The sequence below is a fragment of the Rhizobium sp. FKY42 genome (genome assembly GCF_005222835.1).
Lineage (GTDB): Bacteria > Pseudomonadota > Alphaproteobacteria > Rhizobiales > Rhizobiaceae > Neorhizobium.
In genome coordinates this window covers 22,438-42,437 of the sequence record NZ_STGA01000026.1, presented here as the reverse complement: position 1 = coordinate 42,437, position 20,000 = coordinate 22,438, and the positions used below count along the sequence as shown (strand labels likewise).

The following is a 20,000-nucleotide window of genomic DNA, read 5'->3' as shown; positions in this document are numbered from 1 at the left end:
CAAAACCGCTTCTAGCGGTTCAAGCGCAGCGTTTCAAACCTCCACCTCTGGTGGAGGTCATGACTTTGGAGGTCGTTATGCCTGAGGCCGGATGAAATCACCGGTCTTTCCATCCATGACCCAAAGCTCGCCGGTCGAGATATCGAACCAGACCCCGTGAATGCGCATGCTGCCCTTTTCTTCCAGAATGCGGATGCAGGGGAAGGTCTTCAGATTTGCAATCGAATTGCGGATTGAAACGCGTTCGAGCGCTGTCTGGCGCTCTGACTGTGTCATGATCTCCGTGCTTGGGATCTGGTCGGCAGTCGAGCGAAGCATGCCCATCCATTTGCCGATGAAATCACCCGGTGATAGGGGCTCGTCCATTGGGTCCAGCGCTGCCTGAATGCCGCCGCAGCGGCCGTGGCCCATCACGACGATATCGCGAATTTTCAGAGCTTGTACCGCATATTCCAGTGCTGCCGAGGTTGCGTGGAACTGTCCGTCCGGCTCGTAAGGCGGAACCAGATTGGCGACGTTTCGCACGACGAAAAGTTCGCCCGGCCCGCAGTTGAAAATGGTTTCCGGTGCTGCCCGTGAATCGCAGCACGCAATCATCAACGTGTGCGGCTTCTGACCCTTTTCGGCGAGGGAGCGGTACCGCCCGCTCTCCTCCACATATCGCCCGCTCATGAAGTCTTCGTAGCCTTTCAGCAGGGAGACGGGAAAATCGCTCATGGTCAGGCATATCCTTCAGATGAATTCAATGCCTCTCGCTTAAACCCGTAATGGGGCTCGCTCAACAATTTTGTCTTTTAATCACAAATGCGCTGCTCGGATTGAGGTTCTAAGGTCTATCATGCCAATATTCATCGCCGTTTTGCGCGTGATGGGTGCATAAGATGTCGCATCTGCACCATAGCCATCGGTGCTGACAGGCTCGCAGAGTCCGTTTCCAGTCCAAGCTCGTCGGCGCCGCGTTTTGCAGTTCGCGCCAGTATCTCGAAGACGCTGGCAGTCGCGAGTTGCAAGGCCTTCTCTTCAGACATGCCGGAAAGCAATCGGGCAAGGAAGATGGCGGAGAGCAGATCGCCGAGCCCGTTGGGAGCTTTCTCGATCAATCGATGTTCCGCCAGAAGCGCAGTGCTGCCGCTTATATAGAGATTGCCGGTTCCGCCAGCCATCAGCGAGACCGCTGACGTCACCAGCATTCGCGAAGGACCGAGCGCGATGGCAGCATCCACAATGGCGGTATTCGTGTCCAGGTCGGCTTCGGCGAACCAGGCAAGCTCATAGCGATTGGGTGTTGCCAGGGACGCCAATGGCAATAAATGATCACGAACCGCTTCTGCAGTTTCCTGCGGCACATAGAGGCCGCCACTGTCGCCGATAACCGGATCGCAGGCATAGAAGAGATCGGGATTTTTCTGACGCAGCCCATTGATCAGTCGGGCGACGGCGGCTGGCTGATCCGGGTGGCCAAAGTAACCGGTGAGCACGGCTTTGACCTCTCCAGTCCATGGGCTGCGAATAAGATCATCAACCATCTGTTCGAATGTGTCAGGCGGTGTCACCATGCGGGTCGATGGTCCGTGGCCTGGGTGCCAGGGTAACAGAACTGTCGGCATGGCCCATACGGGAACTCCCATCGTCTCCAATGCGAACACGGCCGCACGATTGCCAACGGACCCGCGAATCACGTGACTTGAGATGACAATGACTGCGCTTTGATCGTTTTTCATCAAATTCGGCACCCTTTCGAAGCGGTTGAATCGATTTTACAACGGTCGCGCCAACAAAACGTATTGAATTCTGCCAAAACTTGTCCAAAGGCTGCCATGCAGCTTTGATATGGCTGCAATATTCAAGAAATTCCTCAATATCTCATACAAAAAACAACTCTATGGGAGGAAATCATGGCCGTAAGGCAAAATCCGAAACGGGAAAAGCAGATCGAGTTGGCGCAAACTGTGCTGACGGACCATAGCGGGGTCCTTATCGATCCGGCAATCCTGTTCGGGCGGGCGAGTAACGATGATATCGCCGCCTATACGCCGGAGATGCTGGCTGCCGCCGCGCGTCATGCAGGCGAGGAGCTGAAGGCTTGGAAAGGCGATGCGGCTAGAATCACCGTTTCGTCCTCAGACGACGTTCAGCCTGATGGTCAGCGCGTATCGATCCTCACCATTATCGACCGGGATATGCCGTTCCTCTTCGATTCCGTCATGGGTGAGGTGACCAGCACGCATCGAGATATTACGCTCGCGGTCCATCCTATTCTGGATTTTGAGCCGGGCTCTTCCCCAAAGCTATATTCGCATGAGCGCAGTCAGGCCAATGCACGGCATGTCAGCTTCATTCAGATCCATCTGGCGCTTCTGAGCGATGAGCAGGCCGAATCGCTGATCGAACGCCTGCGTCAGGTCTTGGACCGCGTACACTCGGCGATCAGCGACTGGAAGCCGATGCTGGATCTTCTCGACGCTGCCATGAATGAACTGCCGGACAATGTGGCGCGCGGCCGCAAGATGCAGCGCACGGAGGTACTGGACTTCCTGAGCTGGCTGCGCGACGGCAATTTCATCTTCCTCGGCATGCGTGAGTATATCTACTCCGGCGATGGCGAAAGCGCGACCGTCGAGCGTGGCAAGGGCCGTGGTCTTGGAATTCTCTCTGATCCGGATGTTCTGGTGCTGCGCCAAGGCAAGGACAAGGTCACCACGACGCCGGAAATCCTGCAGTTTCTTCAGGGGCCGGATTATCTCATTGTCACCAAGGCCAATGTGAAATCCGTCGTTCACCGCCGTGCCTACATGGACTACGTTGGCGTGAAGCGCTTTGACGCTGAGGGCAAGGTGACCGGCGAATTGCGGATCGTCGGGCTGTTCACCGCGACCGCCTATACGCATTCTGTCATCGATATTCCGCTGTTGCGTGAGAAGGTCGCCAAGGTCGAAGAGCATTTCGGCTTCGACCCCTTGAGCCATTCCGGGCGCATGCTCAAGAACACGCTGGAATCCTATCCGCGCGATGATCTGTTCCAGATCGATCCGGATCTTCTGGCGCGCTATTGCGAGCAGATCATGGAACTGGCGGAGCGTCCGCGCGTGCGGGCTCTGGCTCGTATCGACCACTTCGATCGCTTCGTATCCATCCTTGTCTATGTTCCACGTGAAAACTACGACTCTGTCGTTCGCGAGAAAATCGGTCACTATCTGGCCGAGGTTTTCCAGGGGCATGTTTCAGCCTATTATCCGGCATTCCCGGAAGGCGGTACAGCGCGCGTACACTTCATCATTGGCCGCCGCGACGGCAAGACGCCGCGTGTCGCCCAGAGCAAGCTGGAAGATGCGATTCGCGATATCTCGACGCCTTGGGAGGAGCAGTTTGTTGCTCTCGCTGGCCCCCACGTACCGCAGCTGGAAACGACCTATGCCTTCCAGGAAGCCTTCACGCCAGCAGAAACGGTAGAGGATCTGGACGATATCCTGGCCTGCGGGCAGGGTGAATCCATCCGCATTGCGCTCTATGAGCGCAAACTTGCGGACGAAAGTCGCAAGGTTCTTTCCCTCAAGATTTTCCATGCTGACGGACATCTGGCTCTGTCGCGCCGCGTTCCGCTTCTTGAAAACCTCGGCTTCCAGGTTGTCAGCGAACGGACGTTCGATCTGTTCCTGAAGGCGGATGGCAAGCGCATCGTCGTGCATGACATGGAGCTGGAGCTGACGGAACAGCGCTCCATCGACATGGTGAAAGAAGCGCCATTGGTGGAGGAAGCGTTTCTCGCCGCCTTCTCCGGCGCCGTCGATAACGACAGCTTCAACAGACTGGTGCTGCTCACCGGGCTCTCGGTCCGTGAGACAAATGTCCTGCGTGCGTTTGCCCGCTATCTGCGCCAGACAGGCATTGTCTACTCACAGGCCCATATCGCGGACACCCTCGCGCGTTATCCGCAGATCAGCCGTCGTCTGTTCGAACTGTTCCGCGACGGCTTCGATCCAAGCATCGGCGACAAGCAGCGTGAACGGAAACTGACGGATCATCATGCAGCACTCGAAGGCGCACTCACTGCTGTTCCCAACCTGGACGACGACCGGACGCTTCGTCGCTACGTGAACCTCATCGACAGCACGTTGCGCACCAACTATTTCCAGAAGGATGCCGATGGAAAACCGAAGGCTGTTCTCGCCTTCAAACTGGACCCCAGCCGCCTGGAAGGGTTGCCGCAGCCTCTGCCTTTCCGCGAAATCTTCGTATACGGCACTGAAGTGGAAGGCGTGCATTTGCGCTTCGGCAAGGTAGCCCGTGGCGGGTTGCGCTGGTCTGACCGCGGTGAAGACTATCGCACTGAAGTGCTGGGCTTGGTGAAGGCGCAACAGGTCAAGAACGCCGTTATCGTGCCGGTCGGTGCGAAGGGTGGCTTCTTCCCGAAAAAGCTACCTTCTCCAACGCAGCGCGATCTGTTCTTCAACGCAGGTCGTGACGCCTACAAGACCTTCATCCGTACGATGCTGTCCATTACCGACAATATCGTCGGTGGCGATATCATCGGCCCCGCCGATACGTTGCGTCTGGATGGTGACGACCCCTACTTCGTTGTGGCCGCCGACAAAGGTACGGCTACCTTCTCCGACACCGCAAATGGTTTGGCGCAGGAAGCAGGCTTCTGGCTGGATGACGCGTTTGCCTCTGGCGGTTCTGCCGGTTACGACCACAAGAAAATGGGCATCACGGCGCGTGGAGCCTGGGAGGCCGTCAAGCGCCACTTCCGCGAAATGAATATCGATATTCAGTCGACTCCGTTCACTGTGGCGGGTGTGGGCGACATGTCGGGTGATGTTTTCGGCAATGGTATGCTGCTCTCGCGGCAGATCCGCCTCATTGCCGCTTTCGATCACCGCGACATCGTGATTGATCCGAACCCGGATATCGAAAAGACCTTCAAGGAGCGCGAGCGCATGTTCGCTCTGCCTCGCTCAAGCTGGCAGGATTTCGATCGGTCCGTGCTTTCTGAGGGCGCGATGATCATCTCGCGCTCCGAGAAGTCGGTGAAGCTGACGCCACAGGCCAAGGCTGCGATCCATATCGACAAGGATGTGGCGACACCCTTCGAGATCATGACGGCGATCCTGAAGAGCCCTGTTGATCTTCTGTGGTTCGGCGGTATCGGCACCTACATCAAGGCTCCTTCCGAAACGGATACCGAAGTGGGCGATCGTGCCAATGACCCGATCCGCGTTACGGCAGGCGAAGTGCGCGCCAAGGTCATCGGCGAAGGGGCAAACCTCGGTGTGACCCAGAAGGGCCGCATTGCCTATTCGCTGAACGGTGGACGCTGCAACTCGGATGCCATCGATAACTCCGCCGGCGTCAACTCATCAGACGTCGAGGTGAATATCAAGATTGCGCTCAGCCCCGCCATGCAGGATGGCCGCTTGCCGCGCGACAAGCGCGATAAGCTGCTGGCCTCAATGACAGAGGATGTCGGCCATCTGGTTTTGCGCAACAACTACCTGCAGTCTCTGGCAATTTCGCTCACGGCACGCCGTGGTCTACGGAACCGCGAAGAGCTTGCAAGATTGATGTCTGCGCTCGAAAGCCGTGGCGAGTTGAACCGCAAGGTGGAAATGCTGCCGGATGATGCCGAACTTGCCGATCGCTATGCTAGCGGCAAGCCGCTGACGCGGCCGGAAGTCGGCGTTCTGTTGTCTTACGCCAAGATCGTGTTGTTTGATGCGATCGTGGCGAGCCAGCTGCCGGATGATCCTTATTTTGGTGCGGTGCTGACAGGCTATTTCCCCAAGCAGATGCAGAAGACATTTGCGGAGGATATTGCCCATCACCGTCTCAGTCGCGAAATTATCGCGACCATTCTGGCAAATGAAGTCATCAACCGTGGTGGTCCCGGCTTCGCACAGATGATGAGCGATATCAGTGGTCGTGGTCTGGTGGATGCCGTGAAGGCTGCATTCATCGCCCGCGATGCATTTGATCTGCCCAAACTATGGGCTGCTGTTGATGGACTCGACAGCAAGCTTGATGGCGAGGTTCAAAACGACCTCTACGAGCGCATCGGTGAAATCTTCATGGGCGCTACCATCTTCATCCTGCAGACCGGTGTGACTACCTTGCCAGTGGCTGAAGCTGTCCAGAACATCCGTTCCGGTTTGAAAAGCCTGCGCTCTGCAATCTCCAAGACGGCGATTGATTCAACAGACTGGCCGAAGGGTGTGCCTACGGAACTGGCTACCGAGCTGGATCTTCTTCCCAATCTCGTCCTGGTGCCGGAGATCATGCTTATCTCCGATCGCAGTGGCGCACCACTCGCTCGGGCGACCGAAGTCTATTTCAGCGTGACCGATACGTTCCGGGTCAATCGCTTCTTGGATGCAGGTGAGCGTTTCAGCCCGGCAGATCACTACGAGAACCTGGCTTTGGTGCGTAGCCTGCAGCAGATTGCAACAGCGCGACGCGATATCGTGTCGGCTGCTCTGGCTGGCTATGGAAGCGAGAAGCGTCCCCTGGAGGCTTGGCTGGCAAGTGATCGTCTTCGGCTGAACCGCATCAGCAGTGAGTTGCTGGCGCTGAGCGAAGGCGGTGAAACGTCGCTGGCGAAGATGATGGTAGCAGCGAGCCTGTTTACCGATCTTGCCCAATCGCAGGTTCGGTGATCCTATAGCGCCTGAAGTCCGGCTGGGACCTTGCCTTTGGTCGCAGCCGGTAACGGGGCAAGCCGGCAAGGCTTCGCTTCAAGTTTATTGGAGAGGGCCGCGTGATCATATCGCAAACCGGGATGGTGCCACGTGCTTCATCTCGCGGAATCTGGGGCTGGATGCTGTTCGACTGGGCAGCCCAGCCCTTTTTTACTGTCGTCACGACGTTTGTCTTCGGCCCCTATTTCGTAGCCCGACTGACGGAAGATCCGATTTCGGCACAAGCCATGTGGAGCAACATGGCGACGGTCTCCTCGATCATCATCGCCGTTTTGTCACCTGTACTAGGTTCAATCGCGGATCAGTCAGGCGCGCGCAAGCCGTGGATCCTGTTTTTCGCGATCATCAAGATTGCATCGCTTTCGATGCTCTGGTTTGCAGCGCCTGGGTCGTCGCTTCTATGGCCCGTCACCTTCATGATCCTCGCCTCGATCGCAGCGGAATTTTCCATCGTCTTCAATGATTCCATGATGCCGCGGCTGGTACCGGAGCGAGAGGTTGGTCGCATTTCCAACACTGCATGGGGTCTCGGCTATCTCGGTGGGATGATTGTCCTGATACTCGTCGTCGGATTTCTGGCTGGTGATACATCAACCGGCAAAACGCTGCTTGGCCTCTCTCCGCTCTTCGGTCTAGACCCGTTGCAGGGGGAAGATGCTCGCATTACCGGGCCACTTGCGGCACTCTGGTATCTGATTTTCATACTGCCAATGTTCCTGTTTACACCAGATGCCGCACGTGGCCTTCCCCTGCGCCAGGCCGTTGGGGCAGGTGTCGCGCAATTAAAAAGCACTGTGGCGGAACTCGTCACCCACCGTCAGATGACCCTGCGCTTTCTAATTGCCCGCATGCTCTATCAGGACGGCGTGAATGGCGTGCTGATTCTGGGCGGTGCCTTTGCGGCAGGCATGTTCGGCTGGGCAACGCTTGAAATCGGGCTCTTCGGGATACTGATCAATGTTGTGGCCATCTTCAGTTGTTTGATCGCCGGGCGCCTGGATCGTGTCATGGGTTCAAAGCGCGTGGTGATCGGGAGCCTTATCCTCCTGATCCTTGCGACGACCGGCATTGTTTCCACCGGGATCGATTACACGATCTTCGGTCTTGTTTCGCTGCCTGCGGTCGATAGCGGAGGCCCTTTCGCTACGTCGGCGGAGAAAGCCTATCTCATTTTCGGCGTGCTGATCGGTGCCGCGTTCGGACCTGTTCAAGCCTCTTCACGCTCTTATCTGGCCAGGAGCATTTCTGTAGACGAGGCTGGACGCTATTTCGGGATTTACGCGCTTTCCGGTCGGGCTACCAGCTTTCTGGCAACGCTTTCATTTTCCATCGTCACCTATGCAACGGGGTCTGCCCGTCTCGGCATGGCCACGCTGATCGTTTTTCTCGGAGCTGGATTCCTGTTGCTTCTTGCCACACGCTATCCCGCCAAATCGTCCGACTGACGAAAGGCAAAAGATCCCGCCGCCGATCTGTCGGCCGCGGGATCTTTGAACGACATCAATGCCGGAAGTGGCGCATGCCGGTGAAGACCATGGCGACACCATGCTCATTTGCCGCGGCAATCACTTCTTCATCGCGCATGGAGCCGCCCGGCTGTATGACGGCCGTGGCGCCTGCTGCGATCATCGACAGCAGGCCATCCGCAAAGGGCAGGAAAGCTTCAGAAGCGACAGCGGAGCCACGTGTCATAGGCTCGGCCCAGCCCATGGCCTTGGCGGCTTCTTCCGCCTTCAGGCCAGCGATACGGGCAGAATCGACGCGGCTCATCTGGCCGGCGCCGATGCCCGCAGTCTGGCCGTTCTTGGCATAGACCACGGCGTTGGATTTCACATGCTTGCCCACCTTGAAGGCGAACTTCATGTCGATCAGTTCCTGCTCGGTCGGCGCACGCTTGGTCACGACGCGCAGATCGAGGTCTTCCACCATACCGTTGTCACGGGTCTGGACCAGCAGACCACCCGACACCGTCTTGGCGGTCAGGCCGCGCGAGCGCGGGTCTGGCAAGCCACCAGCAGTCAGCAGACGCAGGTTCGGCTTGCGGGCGATAATGGCCTTGGCTTCATCCGTTACATCGGGCGCGATGATGACTTCAGTGAACAGCTTGACGATCTCTTCTGCCGTTGCGGCATCGAGGGTCTGGTTCAGGGCAATGATGCCGCCGAAAGCGGAGGTGCTGTCGCAGGCCAGAGCCCGCTTATAGGCCTCCACCAGCGAGTCGCCGATCGCAACGCCACAAGGGTTGGCGTGTTTAATGATAGCGCATGCGGGACCGTTTTCCGAAGGAAACTCGGCGACCAGTTCGTAGGCTGCATCCGTATCGTTGATGTTGTTGTAAGAAAGCTGCTTGCCCTGAATGAGCGAGGCGGTCGCAACGCCTGGGCGCTTGTCGCCTGTCAGGTAGAAGCCTGCTGACTGGTGCGGATTTTCGCCGTAGCGCATTTCCTGCGAGAGAACCCCACCCAGTGTGCGATAGCGCGGCATCTCGATGTCGAGGGCTTCAGCGAACCAGTTGGAAATCATCGTGTCGTAGGCAGCGGTGCGGGCATAGGCCTTGGCTGCCATCTTCTGGCGGAAAGCGTAGGCCGTCTGGCCGTCTTCCGTCGCGAGCGCCTGAATGAGTTGCGGATAATCCTGCGGATCGACGACCACCGTTACATAGGCGTGGTTCTTGGCCGCTGCGCGGATCATGGCCGGACCACCGATATCGATGTTCTCGACTGTGGTCGGATAGTCGCCGCCTGCGGCACGGACTTCCTCGAACGGGTAGAGGTTGATGACTGCGAGATCGATCGCGCCGATCTGGTGGTCATTCATAGCCTTGACGTGATCCGCATCGTCGCGAATGGCGAGAAGTCCGCCATGGACACCGGGGTGAAGCGTCTTGACGCGACCATCCATGATTTCAGGAAAGCCGGTGACATCCGACACGTCGGTGACCTCGAGACCGGCTGCGGCCAGCGCTTTGAAGGTGCCGCCGGTTGAAAGAAGACGTACTCCGTGGCTGCTGAGGGCCTGTGCGAGCTCCACGACGCCGGTCTTGTCCGAGACGGACAAGAGCGCCGTGCGGATCTTCACTTTGTCAGGGGCAGGGATCATTTTGGAAACAACGGCCATCGGTCACTCCGTTCAGGTGGGACGCCCGTCAGCTGGCGCCTTTTTCATGCGCGCCGCCTAGCACAGCTTGACCTTCGAGGGAATGCGAATCAGTTCTACCCTTGTTTCTTTAGCATCCAACGAAGATCTGTCGTTTGAGGCAGGGTAAATTCGATTACCAACTGCTGACTGGGGCAGATGCCGGTCACGTCTGCGAAAAAGACGTCGTCTTCAATATCCACAGTCTGTCCCGGTGCCGAGAAAAGCCAGGTTTCACCATCCGCGCCCTCTAGCATGACGGTGTCTTCATGCAGTTTCGTCAGGAGGATCGATGGATGGATGTGGAAGCGGGCGGTTGCGGCGATGGTCTCGTCATGAAGCTGTTCGATCTGATCTTCGGAACGGAAGAAATGATCGTGGCCCTTGATCTTGTTTCCTTTCGCCGCGAGCCCGATCTCGCGTCGGTGCACCCAGCCAAAGGGTCTCACATAGCCGTCATGGCTCGCCTTCAGCCAATCGTTGCCGTAGGAGTCCTCCCACCTTTCAGCAGTCACCTCTTCGATTCCGTCCAGAATGAGTGGTCCCAGCAAGTTCGATTGCAGGATTCGCGACGAGGAGGTTTCGCCAAGTGTGATTGTGGAGTGCGCTGCGGTCGAACGCGCCATCAACCGATAGTTGCGGTTCGCAAAGCGTGGCATACCCGCATTGACGATGAACCGGCTTCTGCCAGCCGACATCTCAAACGACAGACAACCCGCATGGGTAGTCTGCGAGATATCCAGCCGATGGGCCTTGCCCGTATCGACGATGATTGTGGTTTCACCGGCGGCGAGCCTGTGAAAATGGCTATGAGGAAGCGCCTTGAATGGCTTGCCGCCGGTTTCGTCGTAACGCAGGGCTGCGAGAAGTTCGGCCGCCGGAGTGGCTGTCGCTCCATTGAAAAGTGCCAGATCTCCATCCTGGTGACGGAAGAAGCGTAATGCCGGATAAATGCGGTCGATCGTGGGGATAAGTTTGGTGGGAACATCCTGCCCCAGGTTGATATAAGTTTGCCTCAGCGGCAAAAGATCGAGCAGGATTTCCAGCGCGGTGCGGGGATTTCGGGAGATGTGTCCGCCGTCCGCCAAAACCTGTCTCTCCAGCTCGCGATCGAGTTTCTGACCATCCTTGAGCACCAGCTTGGCAGAAGATGGCATGGCAAGCGACATCATCGCGAGCGCGATGTGGATTCGCAGCTTCACTTCGCCTTCGCCCACACAGGTGGAAATCTTGCGCAGATATCGCCTATGGAAGGCCAGGCTCTTCATGAAGCGGCGATAGAAGCTGGCTTCCGCGCCGTTCAGCACCACCGGCGAGTGTGACAGCCAGGCGATGACGCGCTCCGTCGTGACATGTGGCTCCCAAGCTATGCCGCTTGTGTGGTGACCATGGATCGCGAGCCAGGACGAAATGATGGCCCGCGTCTGGTTGCGCGCCTTGGCCGTTTTGAGTGCCCGCATATGCCGCATCCAGGAGAAGGCGTGCAGGCGCTCTGCAAAGGCCTTGGACGGAAGATGTTGCAGAAAGGGCGAATCGTTTTCGACCTCCAGCAAGCGCCCAGCCAGCGGAAATCGGCCAGCCAGGATCTCCTCCGCGATGAAGGGATCAACGGCGCGCAAATCAGTTGGAGCAACGATCAAACGCTCAGGGACTCCCTGCGACGCTCGACCTATGGACATGCAAAGGCTCGCCATGCGACGACCAAGGCGTCGTCGGGCCTCCATCAGTGCCAGAGATAGTCGTGTACGGCGCTCGGCCAATTGCATCATGAATACCGACATGCGTGAGAAAGGGCGTGCCAAGCGATACGAACGAATCGCCCGAAAAGCTCCAACAAATTGTTTCAGGTGTTTCCAGACACCCAAGCGATGATTGTCGTTTGAGCTGGAATCGCCCGGCGCCCATCGCTCTCGGAGGAGTATGGCGGGCTACACCTTGGCAGCCGAGTCTGGCCTGTTATGGTGAAGAAACCCTTACCGACGCCGCAGGATGCACGCGAAGAAGCCATCCATGCCGCCCGCATAGCCATTTTCTGCCGGAAGCATTGCGGGCGAGGTGCGGAACTCGCCAGAATCATTGATGGCATCTTCCAGACCCGGCCAATCCGCCCTCAAAACAGGCATCCGCTCTATGGCATCCGTTTCGGCCAAGAGATCGCGAACGACGTTCTCGCCTTCGAGTGGATCCAGAGAACAATTGGAGAAGACAATCAGGCCGCCGGGTTTCACCAGCGTGATGGCGTGCCGCAACATCTTGGCCTGCAGGTCGGCAAGTTTCTCGATGTCCGAAACACCCTTGGTCCAGAGGACGTCAGGGTGTCGGCGGGTGGTCCCGGTCGACGAGCAGGGTGCGTCAAGCAGAACGCCATCAAGCAGTTCAACCGGTCTGAATGCAAACAGGTCGGTGTGAACGACCTCTGCGTCTAGTTTGAGCCTTGCAAAGTTTTCCGCCAAACGCTTGGCGCGATTTGCCGATTGCTCGACGGCGGTCACCTTTGCGCCGCGAACGACAAGCTGAGCCGTCTTTCCGCCTGGGGCTGCGCAGAGATCGGCAATACGCTTGCCCTGAACATTGCCAAACAACTGTGCGGGTATGCTGGCCGCGGCGTCCTGAACCCACCACTCCCCATCCTCAAAACCGGGTAGTGACGGAATGGCGCCATCGAATGCAGCTAGACGAACAGTCCCGGTCGGCAAGAGACGACCGTTCAGTCGCTTTGCCCAGTCTTCTGCATTGCTCTTCACTGTCAGATCGATTGGCGCGGGCGTGAGTTGGGATTCAGCGATCTCTTTTGCTGTTTCAGGTCCGTAGGCTGCTACCAGTCGCTTCAGGAACCATGCGGGCATCGGAGAGATGTTTCGGCCGTCCTCCAGAATGGCGTCTTTCTCACGCACCATACGACGAAGAAGGGCATTGACCAGCTTGGCGAAGCGACGATTGCGCGGGTCGCGATTGGCCTGTTCAACTGCAAGATCCACCGCTGCATGGGATGGTACATCCAGATACAGGATCTGGGCCGCTGCCGTCGTCAGCACATGCTGGAGCGCCCGGGCGCCCTCGGGGAGTGATTTATCGAGCATTGCGGCCAAGGCGGCTTCAATTCGGGGCAAGTGGCGTAGCGTGGCGTTCAGGATCGCTCGGCAAAGCGCGCGATCCGCATCGTTCAGCGCCTGGTAGACGGGATTGCCATGTCCTGCGTCCAGCATCCCGTCCAGAGGTGTGCGTTTGTCGATTACAGCGGCAAGGATTTTGGAGGCTGCCACGCGGACGTCCAAGCCAGGTTTTGCTTCCAGGGGCGCGGAGGATGGTTTTGATGGACGAACCGCCGAATGGCCTTGAGGCTTTTTTTTCTTGCTCTGCGTGTTTTCGTTCAAGACCAGGGACCTTTGCGCGGTTCATTATTGCCCCGCGTAGAACCAGTGTTGGGAACAGAGCGGGTTGTCCGGGCTGGTCTAGCAGCCGTGAAGGTTTGCGTCGAGGGAGACGAACGGAATTCGGCTGCCATGGACTGTAGGGCGGCAATACGGTTTTCGGTGTTCGGATGCGTCGAAAACAGGTTGTCCATTCGCTCGCCCGAGAGAGGATTGATGATGAACATATGTGCCGTTGCCGGATTTCTTTCGGCATCTGCATTGTGAATGACCTGCGCAGCGCCCGCTATCTTTGCAAGGGCGGATGCCAGCCAAAGCGGGTTACCGCAGATTTCAGCTCCCCGGCGATCGGCAGAATATTCACGTGTGCGGCTGATCGCCATCTGTACGAGCATTGCCGCAAATGGCGCGACAATCATCGCGACGAGAACGCCGATGAAACCGAGCGGGTTGTTGTTCTCGCGATTTCCGCCAAGAAAGAAGGCGAAATTCCCGAGCATGGAAATGGCGCCAGCCAATGTGGCTGTGATCGTCATGGTCAGGGTGTCCCGGTTTTGAACGTGCGCCAGTTCATGCGCCATAACGCCGGCGACCTCTTCTGGGGTCAATTGTTGAAGAAGGCCTGTCGAGGCGGCGACCGCTGCGTTCTGCGGATTGCGTCCAGTGGCAAACGCGTTCGGCTGAGGGCTTTCATAAATGTAGACCTTTGGCATGGGGAGACCCGCATTGGCCGAGAGGTCACGGATCATGCGGAAAAATTCCGGCGCGTTGCTTTCGTCCACCTGCTGTGCCCGATAGGCAGACAGAACCATCCTGTCCGAGTTCCAATAGGAAAACAGGTTCATCCCAGCTGCAATGAGGAAGGCGATCATCATCCCGCCTCTGCCACCGATCAGAAAGCCGACCCCCATGAACAGGGCTGTCATGAACGCCAATAGCATGGCTGTGCGCATCGTATTCATCGTCGTGACCTTCCAGACGTCCAATATGGCCTTTAAACTGTGGCGGAACAGGCATAAATGATGTGGTGAACTGAACCTTCATTTCAACTGGTTCGATCTTCGACCATCTGAAACAAGGACGTGATGGCCATGCCCGCACCCGATAATGATAATGAAATCTCAACTTCAGCCGATGCGGCGGTTCCAGAACGCATCAGGGCTCTGTCGCCAGCAGCTCAACGTGCATTGCGCGAAGCGGAGGAACGTCGAAAGGGAGAGATGCCGGTCGACCTGCCTGTCGAGCATGGAGGTCGTGGCGGCGCGGACCCGGCGCGATTCGGCGATTGGGAAATAAACGGGCGCGCAATCGATTTCTGAGCACGCTGGTTCTAAAGCGTGTTGCGGCTTATCAGTCTCAAGCAACACGCTTTAAGTTTTTGTTTTTACGCATGTCGTGACCGAAAAACCGCCGCACACTTTCGCGTGGACCATGCTTTAGTCGTCATGCTGAATGGCATGCACTGCCACCTCATTATCGTTCAGCCAGTTTGCGAGCGCTGAAATCATCATAAGCCGGAGGCTCCTGCCGCGGACAAGCGCTTTGGTCATTGCCATGGTATCTTCCGGAAAACCGATCTCGGCGACCAGTTCGGCAGGTCCGATCTTGCGATTTCGAAGGATGGCTTCGATACGGCTGACCGCAGAAGGAAGCAGGTAGCGACCATTCGCTATCGGCTCGCGTTTCCTATCTCCCGGTACGAAGTTGCCGGCATCCAGGTTTAGATTGTCGGAGAGTGCCTCCAATTCGCGGAGAAACTCAAGCCGCTCCTGCCTGTTGGCGCGGTGCCAATGTTTGCGTAGTTTGTCCAGACGATTGGCTTTTTCCTTACGCGTCATAGTCCTCACTCATGACATTGTTCATCCGCGGTCTGTCTCGGGCAGGCGGTCGTGTCTTGCGGACGTCTCCTGACCGATCGCGCCAAACTATTCAATTTTCCTTTAAAATAAGACGCTTACTCTGTGATCCGTGACATGCGTCCCGCGTTAACACATACAACGCGAGGATGAATGTATTGTTTTGATTTGGTTGCATATCTTGGTAGCGAAATCTTAACGGGTATCCGATCTAATATCAGCGAATTGTCGAACTGTGTGTTCGAAAGCGCACGTGGATTATTTTGTCGGCGTGCGATAAGCGCGCCGAAATGATATCGGAAACCTGATGCCCCTCATTGTCATTCTCGATGATCAGGAGACCAATCGCCGAATTTTCGAGAGGCTTGCCTCGTCCATCGAAAACGGCATGGTTATCCGTGTTTTTGGAGATCCGTCGCTCGCGCTGAAGGAGTTCGGTGAAGGCCTTGTGCCTGATCTGATCGTGACCGACTACAAAATGCCCGTCATGGATGGCGAAGGCTTTATCCGGGCCTTGCGCGTGCTTCCCGGCTTTTCGGAAATCCCGGTCATCGTCATTACGGTTTACGAGGAACGAAGCTTCCGCATGCGTGCGCTTGAGGCCGGCGCCACCGATTTTCTTCAAAGCCCGGTCGATCATCAGGAGTTCGTCACCCGCGCACGCAATCTTCTTAAACTGCGCAAACAGCAGTTACTGCTGGAATCCCGTGCAGAAGTTCTGGCTCAGGAGCTCGCCAGTAGCGAGGAAAGTCGTGAAGCGGCTCTTCGCGATTCCAGCGAGAGACTGGCGCAGGTCATCGATACTGTCCCCGCCATGGTCAGCGCAAGCGATCTGGATGGTCGCATCCTGTTCGCCAATCACTTCGCGGGAAGCTTTTTCGGCTGCGATCCGGCTGACCTTGTCGGGAAAAGCAGCGATGCCCTGGTGGACCCGGATCTCATTGCTCCCAACCGGTTGCTGGATCGCAAGGTCATTCGAAGCGGCCAGCCGTTGATGAGTTTCGAACGCCAACTGACCAGCAGCTTTGGCGAGAAGCGTGTCTTCCTCACCACGAAGAGCCCACTGCGTGACTCTCACGACGCCATCATGGGCGTCGTGACAAGCGCACTCGATATCACTGACCGAAAGCGGGCCGACGAGCATCTGTTGCACGCTCTTCAACATGATTCCGTAACAAGCCTGCCGAATCGCAATTTCTTCCAGGACCGACTGCGACGTGAAGTTGCGCGCGCGCGTCGCGGTGATCGTGCTTTTGCCATCCATCTCGTGGATATTGACGAATTCAAGAGCATCAATGATCTGCTTGGGCACGAAGCCGGAGACGCCTACCTCCGGGAGGTGGCCAGCAGGCTTCTTGCACTTGCCGGTCCTGACGATTTCGTTGCTCGTGTGGGAGCGGACGACTTCGGTTTCCTCCAATCGATTTCCGGCCACACTATGCCGCCTGCCGATCTTGCAGATCGAATCGTCACGGCGCTTGGGGCGCCATTCGAGTTTGGAGGCAAGGATGCGGCCTGTGGTGCAAGCGTTGGTGTAACTCTCTATCCATTCGACGCAACGGAGGATGAACGTCTCATGCAGAATGCCGAGCTTGCTCTTCAGCAGGCCAAGCAAAGGGGCGGGAATCAGTTCCGGCTGTTTGAAACGAATATGGCCGAGCGCACACGCAACCACGCGGCGCTGGACAGTCGATTGCGCCTTGCCATCGAGCGAAAGGAGTTCGAGCTCTACTATCAGCCGCAAGTCTCTTCAGCGACAGGGCAGATCATCGGGGCTGAGGCGCTCTTGCGGTGGAACAGTCCCGACAGGGGGATGGTGTCGCCCGGCGAATTCCTGCCGCGCGCCGAAGAAAACGGCATGATCGTTCCGATCAATGAATGGGTGCTGATGGAGGCGTGCCGTGAAGCCAAGTCCTGGCACCGAATGGGCCTTGGTCCCATCAAGATCGGCGTCAATCTTTCGCCTATCCAGTTCCAGCGCGTCAATGTTTCGGCGCTGGTCGTCAAGGCACTTTCTGCTACGCAACTCGATCCGCGTTGCCTTGATCTCGAGATCACGGAAAACATCGTCATGGAGGACAGCGAGTCGGTAGTCGCTACCTTGCGGCAGATCGCTGAGCTCGGTGCGACCATTTCGGTTGACGATTTCGGAACTGGCTATTCATCCTTGAATTACATCAAGCAGTTTCCGCTCGACCGGATCAAGATAGACCAATGCTTCATTCGCAATATGGTCGATAACCCGAGCGATCATGCGATCGTTCGGACGGTCGCCAATCTTGGACATAGCCTCGGCCTGACGGTTGTTGCGGAAGGTGTTGAAACCGAAGCGCAGGCAAATCTTCTCAAGGCAGACGGATGTGATGTCATGCAGGGCTACTTCTACGGAAAGCCCATGCCCGCAACAGACTTCATCGCCATGGTGCGTGCCAGTCGTAAACTCGAGTTGACAGCATGACCGGCTTGCGTCCCTATGACTTCAGCCGCCTCTTCAGACAGTCGATCTCGCAATCCGTTTATGACATGCGGGCCCTCCTGAAGCAGCGTCCTGATACCGAGCATGAACTGACCGCTAATCGACTGCTGCTGTCGTCGACATTCCTGATCTATCTTGTGATATCGCACATGATGGGGTCGGATGCTGCAACGACTGCCCTGCAGATTGCCGCCGTTCCCGCCCTCGTCTTTGAGGCGATTGCCGGCGCGCTTTTCCTTCATCTGCTTGTTTCGCCCGGGGTCTCCCACGTTCGCCGCCTCATTGGTATCGTTGCCGATCTGGGGCTGTTTTCCTTCGGGGTCCATATCAGTGGCGAGGCTGGTGCAGCATTCATTCTGGTCTATTTCTGGGCCGTGCTGGGAAATGGCTTTCGTTTCGGCCTGACATATCTGGCGATTGCGGCAGTCACGGCACTTGTCTGCTTCGGCGTCGTTTACGCAAACACTCCATTCTGGCAGAGCCAGCCGAGCGTTTCGATTGGACTGGCAGCAGCACTGATCGTGATACCCGCCTATACCTCGAAGCTCATTCGAAAACTCTCCGAAGCAAAGCAGCAGGCCGAGGAAGCCAGCAGATCGAAGAGCCTGTTTCTGGCCAGCATGAGCCATGAGCTGCGTACGCCGCTCAATGCAATCATCGGCCTTGCGGATCTTCTCGTCTCTGCGCGCCTGAGAACTGAACAGCATGAGATGGCTCGCGTTATCGGTGCTTCGGGGCGCTCGCTACTGTCACTGATCGAAACAGTTCTGGATTTTGCACGGATCGAGTCCGGGCAAATGACGATCAAGAGCGAAATAATCGAAGTATCGGCGTTGCTGCGCGACGTCCGGGCCATGATCGGCGTCAGCGCAAGTAAGAAGGGCTTGCGTGTTGCCATCCATATCCGGCCTGGTACGCCACGGGCCGTCGTTGCCGATCGCCGCCATGTTGAGGAAGTCATCCTGAACCTTGCCAGTAATGCGGTAAAGTTTACCGAGCACGGCTATGTGCGGCTCGAGATTGGGTTCCGCTCGGAAACGGATGAACGCGGGGATCTGCTGATTGATGTGGTTGACACCGGCATCGGTATCGATCCGTCTGCTCATGGGCGCATTTTCGAGCGATTTACACAGGCTGATGGCAGTATCATGGACCGTTTTGGCGGAACAGGTCTCGGTCTGGCCATCGTTCGCCAACTCGTACGTACAATGGGGGGCGATATCTCCGTCTCCAGCGCTCTGGGTCGTGGCAGTGTCTTCTCATTCCATCTGCCGGTAGACGTGGCTGAGGCGCCGGATCGATCCGAAGCGGCTCCGATACTCGTATCGCAACGGCATCACGTCGGTGCACTTGTCGCGGGACTGTCACCTGTCACCGGCTTAGAGGCTGCCATAGCCCGCATCCGTTCGCTTCAAGCGAAGGGAATCTCGCGTCCCGCTGTATTGATCGATGCCGCCTTGACAGATCCGACGGCGGTCGAAGTCGCCCACGCGTTGCTGCAGCCGGACAAGGGAGAAGACGAGCCGGTTCTCGTTCTACTCGTCGATCCCGTTTTGCCGGTTCCAGACTTCGACCGGAACCTCTTTGTCGCGGTGACCAATGGCAGTGACATGGAGCTGGCGAAGCATCTGGCCGGTTTGAGCGGAGCGCCCCTGATTCTGGACGACCAGCCTACCGCCACGGCCGGATACCGAATCTTGATTGCGGATGACAACAAGACCAATCAGATGGTCATCGCCAAAACACTGGAGAGCGGTGGTCACACCTTCGAGATCGCCGATAACGGCGAGAATGCAGTAGAGCTGATGCTGAAGGGTGGTTTCGACCTCGTGCTGATGGACGTCAATATGCCCGTCATGAACGGTGTCGAGGCGACGAAGTTCTATCGGTTCGCATCCCTCGGGACGGTTGCGATCCCAATTGTCGGCTTTACAGCAGATGCGACCGGAGAGGCTCGACAAAGATGTCTCGATGCCGGCATGATGGAGTGCCTGACGAAACCAATCGAGCCGAAGCGGTTGCTTGCTGAGATTGATCGTCTGCTCGATGGCGCCATTCCTGTTGCGCGCGAATCATCCGAGGAGACCGGCACAGACGCGCATCCCCCCTCGACGTTAGAGCAGCCGGTCATCGACACCGGGACAACTGCCGCTCTGGCGCAGCTTGGTGGTGATGAATTCGTTGACGCTTTGCTGACGCAATTCGTGGACGATTCTGCCAATGCCATGAAGGCGCTCGCAAATGCCGTCGCAGAGGAGAATGTCGGGGAGTTCCGCAATTCTGCGCATGCCTTGCGCAGCGCCGCGGCAAATGTCGGCGCCATGCGCATTTACCAAATGTGCCTGGATTGGCGGGAGATTGCCGACCGTGAACTCAGTGAAAGCGGCGAAATCCACGTTCATGAATTGCACGAGGAAATCGATCGCTTCCGGCAGGAGCTGGATTCACGCAAGAGGCGGGCATCCTGAAG

General features: G+C 57.3%; 12 protein-coding genes. 5 read left to right on the top strand and 7 right to left on the bottom strand.

Annotated features, from left to right (window positions below; translation table 11 throughout):
• Positions 1-75: 75 nt before the first annotated feature.
• A complete protein-coding gene (locus E8M78_RS09410) occupies positions 76-717 on the bottom strand; it encodes a carbonic anhydrase (protein ID WP_137134811.1) in 642 nt (213 codons plus the stop codon).
• 131 nt (positions 718-848) lie between these two features.
• Positions 849-1,721: a pyridoxal kinase PdxY gene (gene pdxY / locus E8M78_RS09405; RefSeq protein ID WP_137134810.1), complete on the bottom strand. Its 873-nt coding sequence runs from the start codon at positions 1,719-1,721 to the stop codon at positions 849-851.
• A gap of 174 nt (positions 1,722-1,895) precedes the next feature.
• On the opposite strand from pdxY, the gene E8M78_RS09400 reads away from it, so the two are divergent.
• Together E8M78_RS09400 and E8M78_RS09395 are read left to right on the top strand one after the other, a co-directional pair.
• Positions 1,896-6,650: an NAD-glutamate dehydrogenase gene (locus E8M78_RS09400; RefSeq protein ID WP_137134809.1), complete on the top strand. Its 4,755-nt coding sequence runs from the start codon at positions 1,896-1,898 to the stop codon at positions 6,648-6,650.
• A 122-nt stretch (positions 6,651-6,772) separates the two neighbouring features.
• Complete coding sequence (locus tag E8M78_RS09395; RefSeq protein WP_137134815.1) at positions 6,773-8,137, top strand: MFS transporter; 1,365 nt, start codon at positions 6,773-6,775, stop codon at positions 8,135-8,137.
• 55 nt (positions 8,138-8,192) lie between these two features.
• On the opposite strand, the gene purH is transcribed toward E8M78_RS09395, so the two are convergent.
• The 4 genes from purH to htpX all read right to left on the bottom strand — a co-directional run bounded on the left by purH (position 8,193) and on the right by htpX (position 14,160).
• Positions 8,193-9,809: a bifunctional phosphoribosylaminoimidazolecarboxamide formyltransferase/IMP cyclohydrolase gene (gene purH / locus E8M78_RS09390; RefSeq protein ID WP_137134808.1), complete on the bottom strand. Its 1,617-nt coding sequence runs from the start codon at positions 9,807-9,809 to the stop codon at positions 8,193-8,195.
• Between the two features lie 95 nt (positions 9,810-9,904).
• A complete protein-coding gene (locus E8M78_RS09385; RefSeq protein WP_246658283.1) occupies positions 9,905-11,596 on the bottom strand; it encodes a heparinase II/III family protein in 1,692 nt (563 codons plus the stop codon).
• Between the two features lie 204 nt (positions 11,597-11,800).
• Complete coding sequence (locus tag E8M78_RS09380) at positions 11,801-13,201, bottom strand: transcription antitermination factor NusB (RefSeq protein ID WP_137134807.1); 1,401 nt, start codon at positions 13,199-13,201, stop codon at positions 11,801-11,803.
• Positions 13,198-14,160, bottom strand: a complete 963-nt coding sequence (htpX, locus tag E8M78_RS09375; RefSeq protein WP_137134806.1) for a zinc metalloprotease HtpX — start codon at positions 14,158-14,160, stop codon at positions 13,198-13,200. The genes E8M78_RS09380 and htpX overlap by 4 nt, the downstream gene beginning before the upstream one ends.
• A 129-nt stretch (positions 14,161-14,289) precedes the next feature.
• Between htpX and E8M78_RS09370 the strand changes: the two genes are divergently transcribed.
• Positions 14,290-14,517 (top strand): DUF1674 domain-containing protein, encoded by a 228-nt coding sequence (locus tag E8M78_RS09370; RefSeq protein WP_137134805.1) that lies wholly within the window; start codon positions 14,290-14,292, stop codon positions 14,515-14,517.
• 117 nt (positions 14,518-14,634) lie between these two features.
• Here E8M78_RS09370 and E8M78_RS09365 read toward each other — a convergent pair whose 3' ends face one another.
• Entirely contained in the window at positions 14,635-15,036 is a 402-nt protein-coding gene (locus tag E8M78_RS09365; protein WP_137134804.1) for a hypothetical protein, read from the bottom strand.
• Between the two features lie 325 nt (positions 15,037-15,361).
• On the opposite strand from E8M78_RS09365, the gene E8M78_RS09360 reads away from it, so the two are divergent.
• Together E8M78_RS09360 and E8M78_RS09355 are read left to right on the top strand one after the other, a co-directional pair.
• Positions 15,362-17,512, top strand: a complete 2,151-nt coding sequence (locus E8M78_RS09360; RefSeq protein WP_137134803.1) for an EAL domain-containing protein — start codon at positions 15,362-15,364, stop codon at positions 17,510-17,512.
• Positions 17,509-19,998, top strand: a complete 2,490-nt coding sequence (locus E8M78_RS09355; RefSeq protein WP_137134802.1) for an ATP-binding protein — start codon at positions 17,509-17,511, stop codon at positions 19,996-19,998. Before E8M78_RS09360 ends, E8M78_RS09355 begins: the two co-directional genes overlap by 4 nt.
• Positions 19,999-20,000: the final 2 nt, after the last annotated feature.

Excerpts from the sequence above, each read along its gene's own strand:
- E8M78_RS09410 (WP_137134811.1), bottom strand. The coding sequence starts at position 717 with ATGAGCGATTTTCCCGTCTCCCTGCTGAAAGGCTACGAAGACTTCATG.
- E8M78_RS09355 (WP_137134802.1), top strand. The coding sequence starts at position 17,509 with ATGACCGGCTTGCGTCCCTATGACTTCAGCCGCCTCTTCAGACAGTCG.
- purH (WP_137134808.1), bottom strand. The coding sequence starts at position 9,809 with ATGGCCGTTGTTTCCAAAATGATCCCTGCCCCTGACAAAGTGAAGATC.
- E8M78_RS09365 (WP_137134804.1), bottom strand. The coding sequence starts at position 15,036 with ATGACGCGTAAGGAAAAAGCCAATCGTCTGGACAAACTACGCAAACAT.
- E8M78_RS09400 (WP_137134809.1), top strand. The coding sequence starts at position 1,896 with ATGGCCGTAAGGCAAAATCCGAAACGGGAAAAGCAGATCGAGTTGGCG.
- E8M78_RS09370 (WP_137134805.1), top strand. The coding sequence starts at position 14,290 with ATGCCCGCACCCGATAATGATAATGAAATCTCAACTTCAGCCGATGCG.
- E8M78_RS09385 (WP_246658283.1), bottom strand. The coding sequence starts at position 11,596 with ATGATGCAATTGGCCGAGCGCCGTACACGACTATCTCTGGCACTGATG.
- htpX (WP_137134806.1), bottom strand. The coding sequence starts at position 14,160 with ATGAATACGATGCGCACAGCCATGCTATTGGCGTTCATGACAGCCCTG.
- pdxY (WP_137134810.1), bottom strand. The coding sequence starts at position 1,721 with ATGAAAAACGATCAAAGCGCAGTCATTGTCATCTCAAGTCACGTGATT.
- E8M78_RS09360 (WP_137134803.1), top strand. The coding sequence starts at position 15,362 with ATGCCCCTCATTGTCATTCTCGATGATCAGGAGACCAATCGCCGAATT.
- E8M78_RS09395 (WP_137134815.1), top strand. The coding sequence starts at position 6,773 with ATGGTGCCACGTGCTTCATCTCGCGGAATCTGGGGCTGGATGCTGTTC.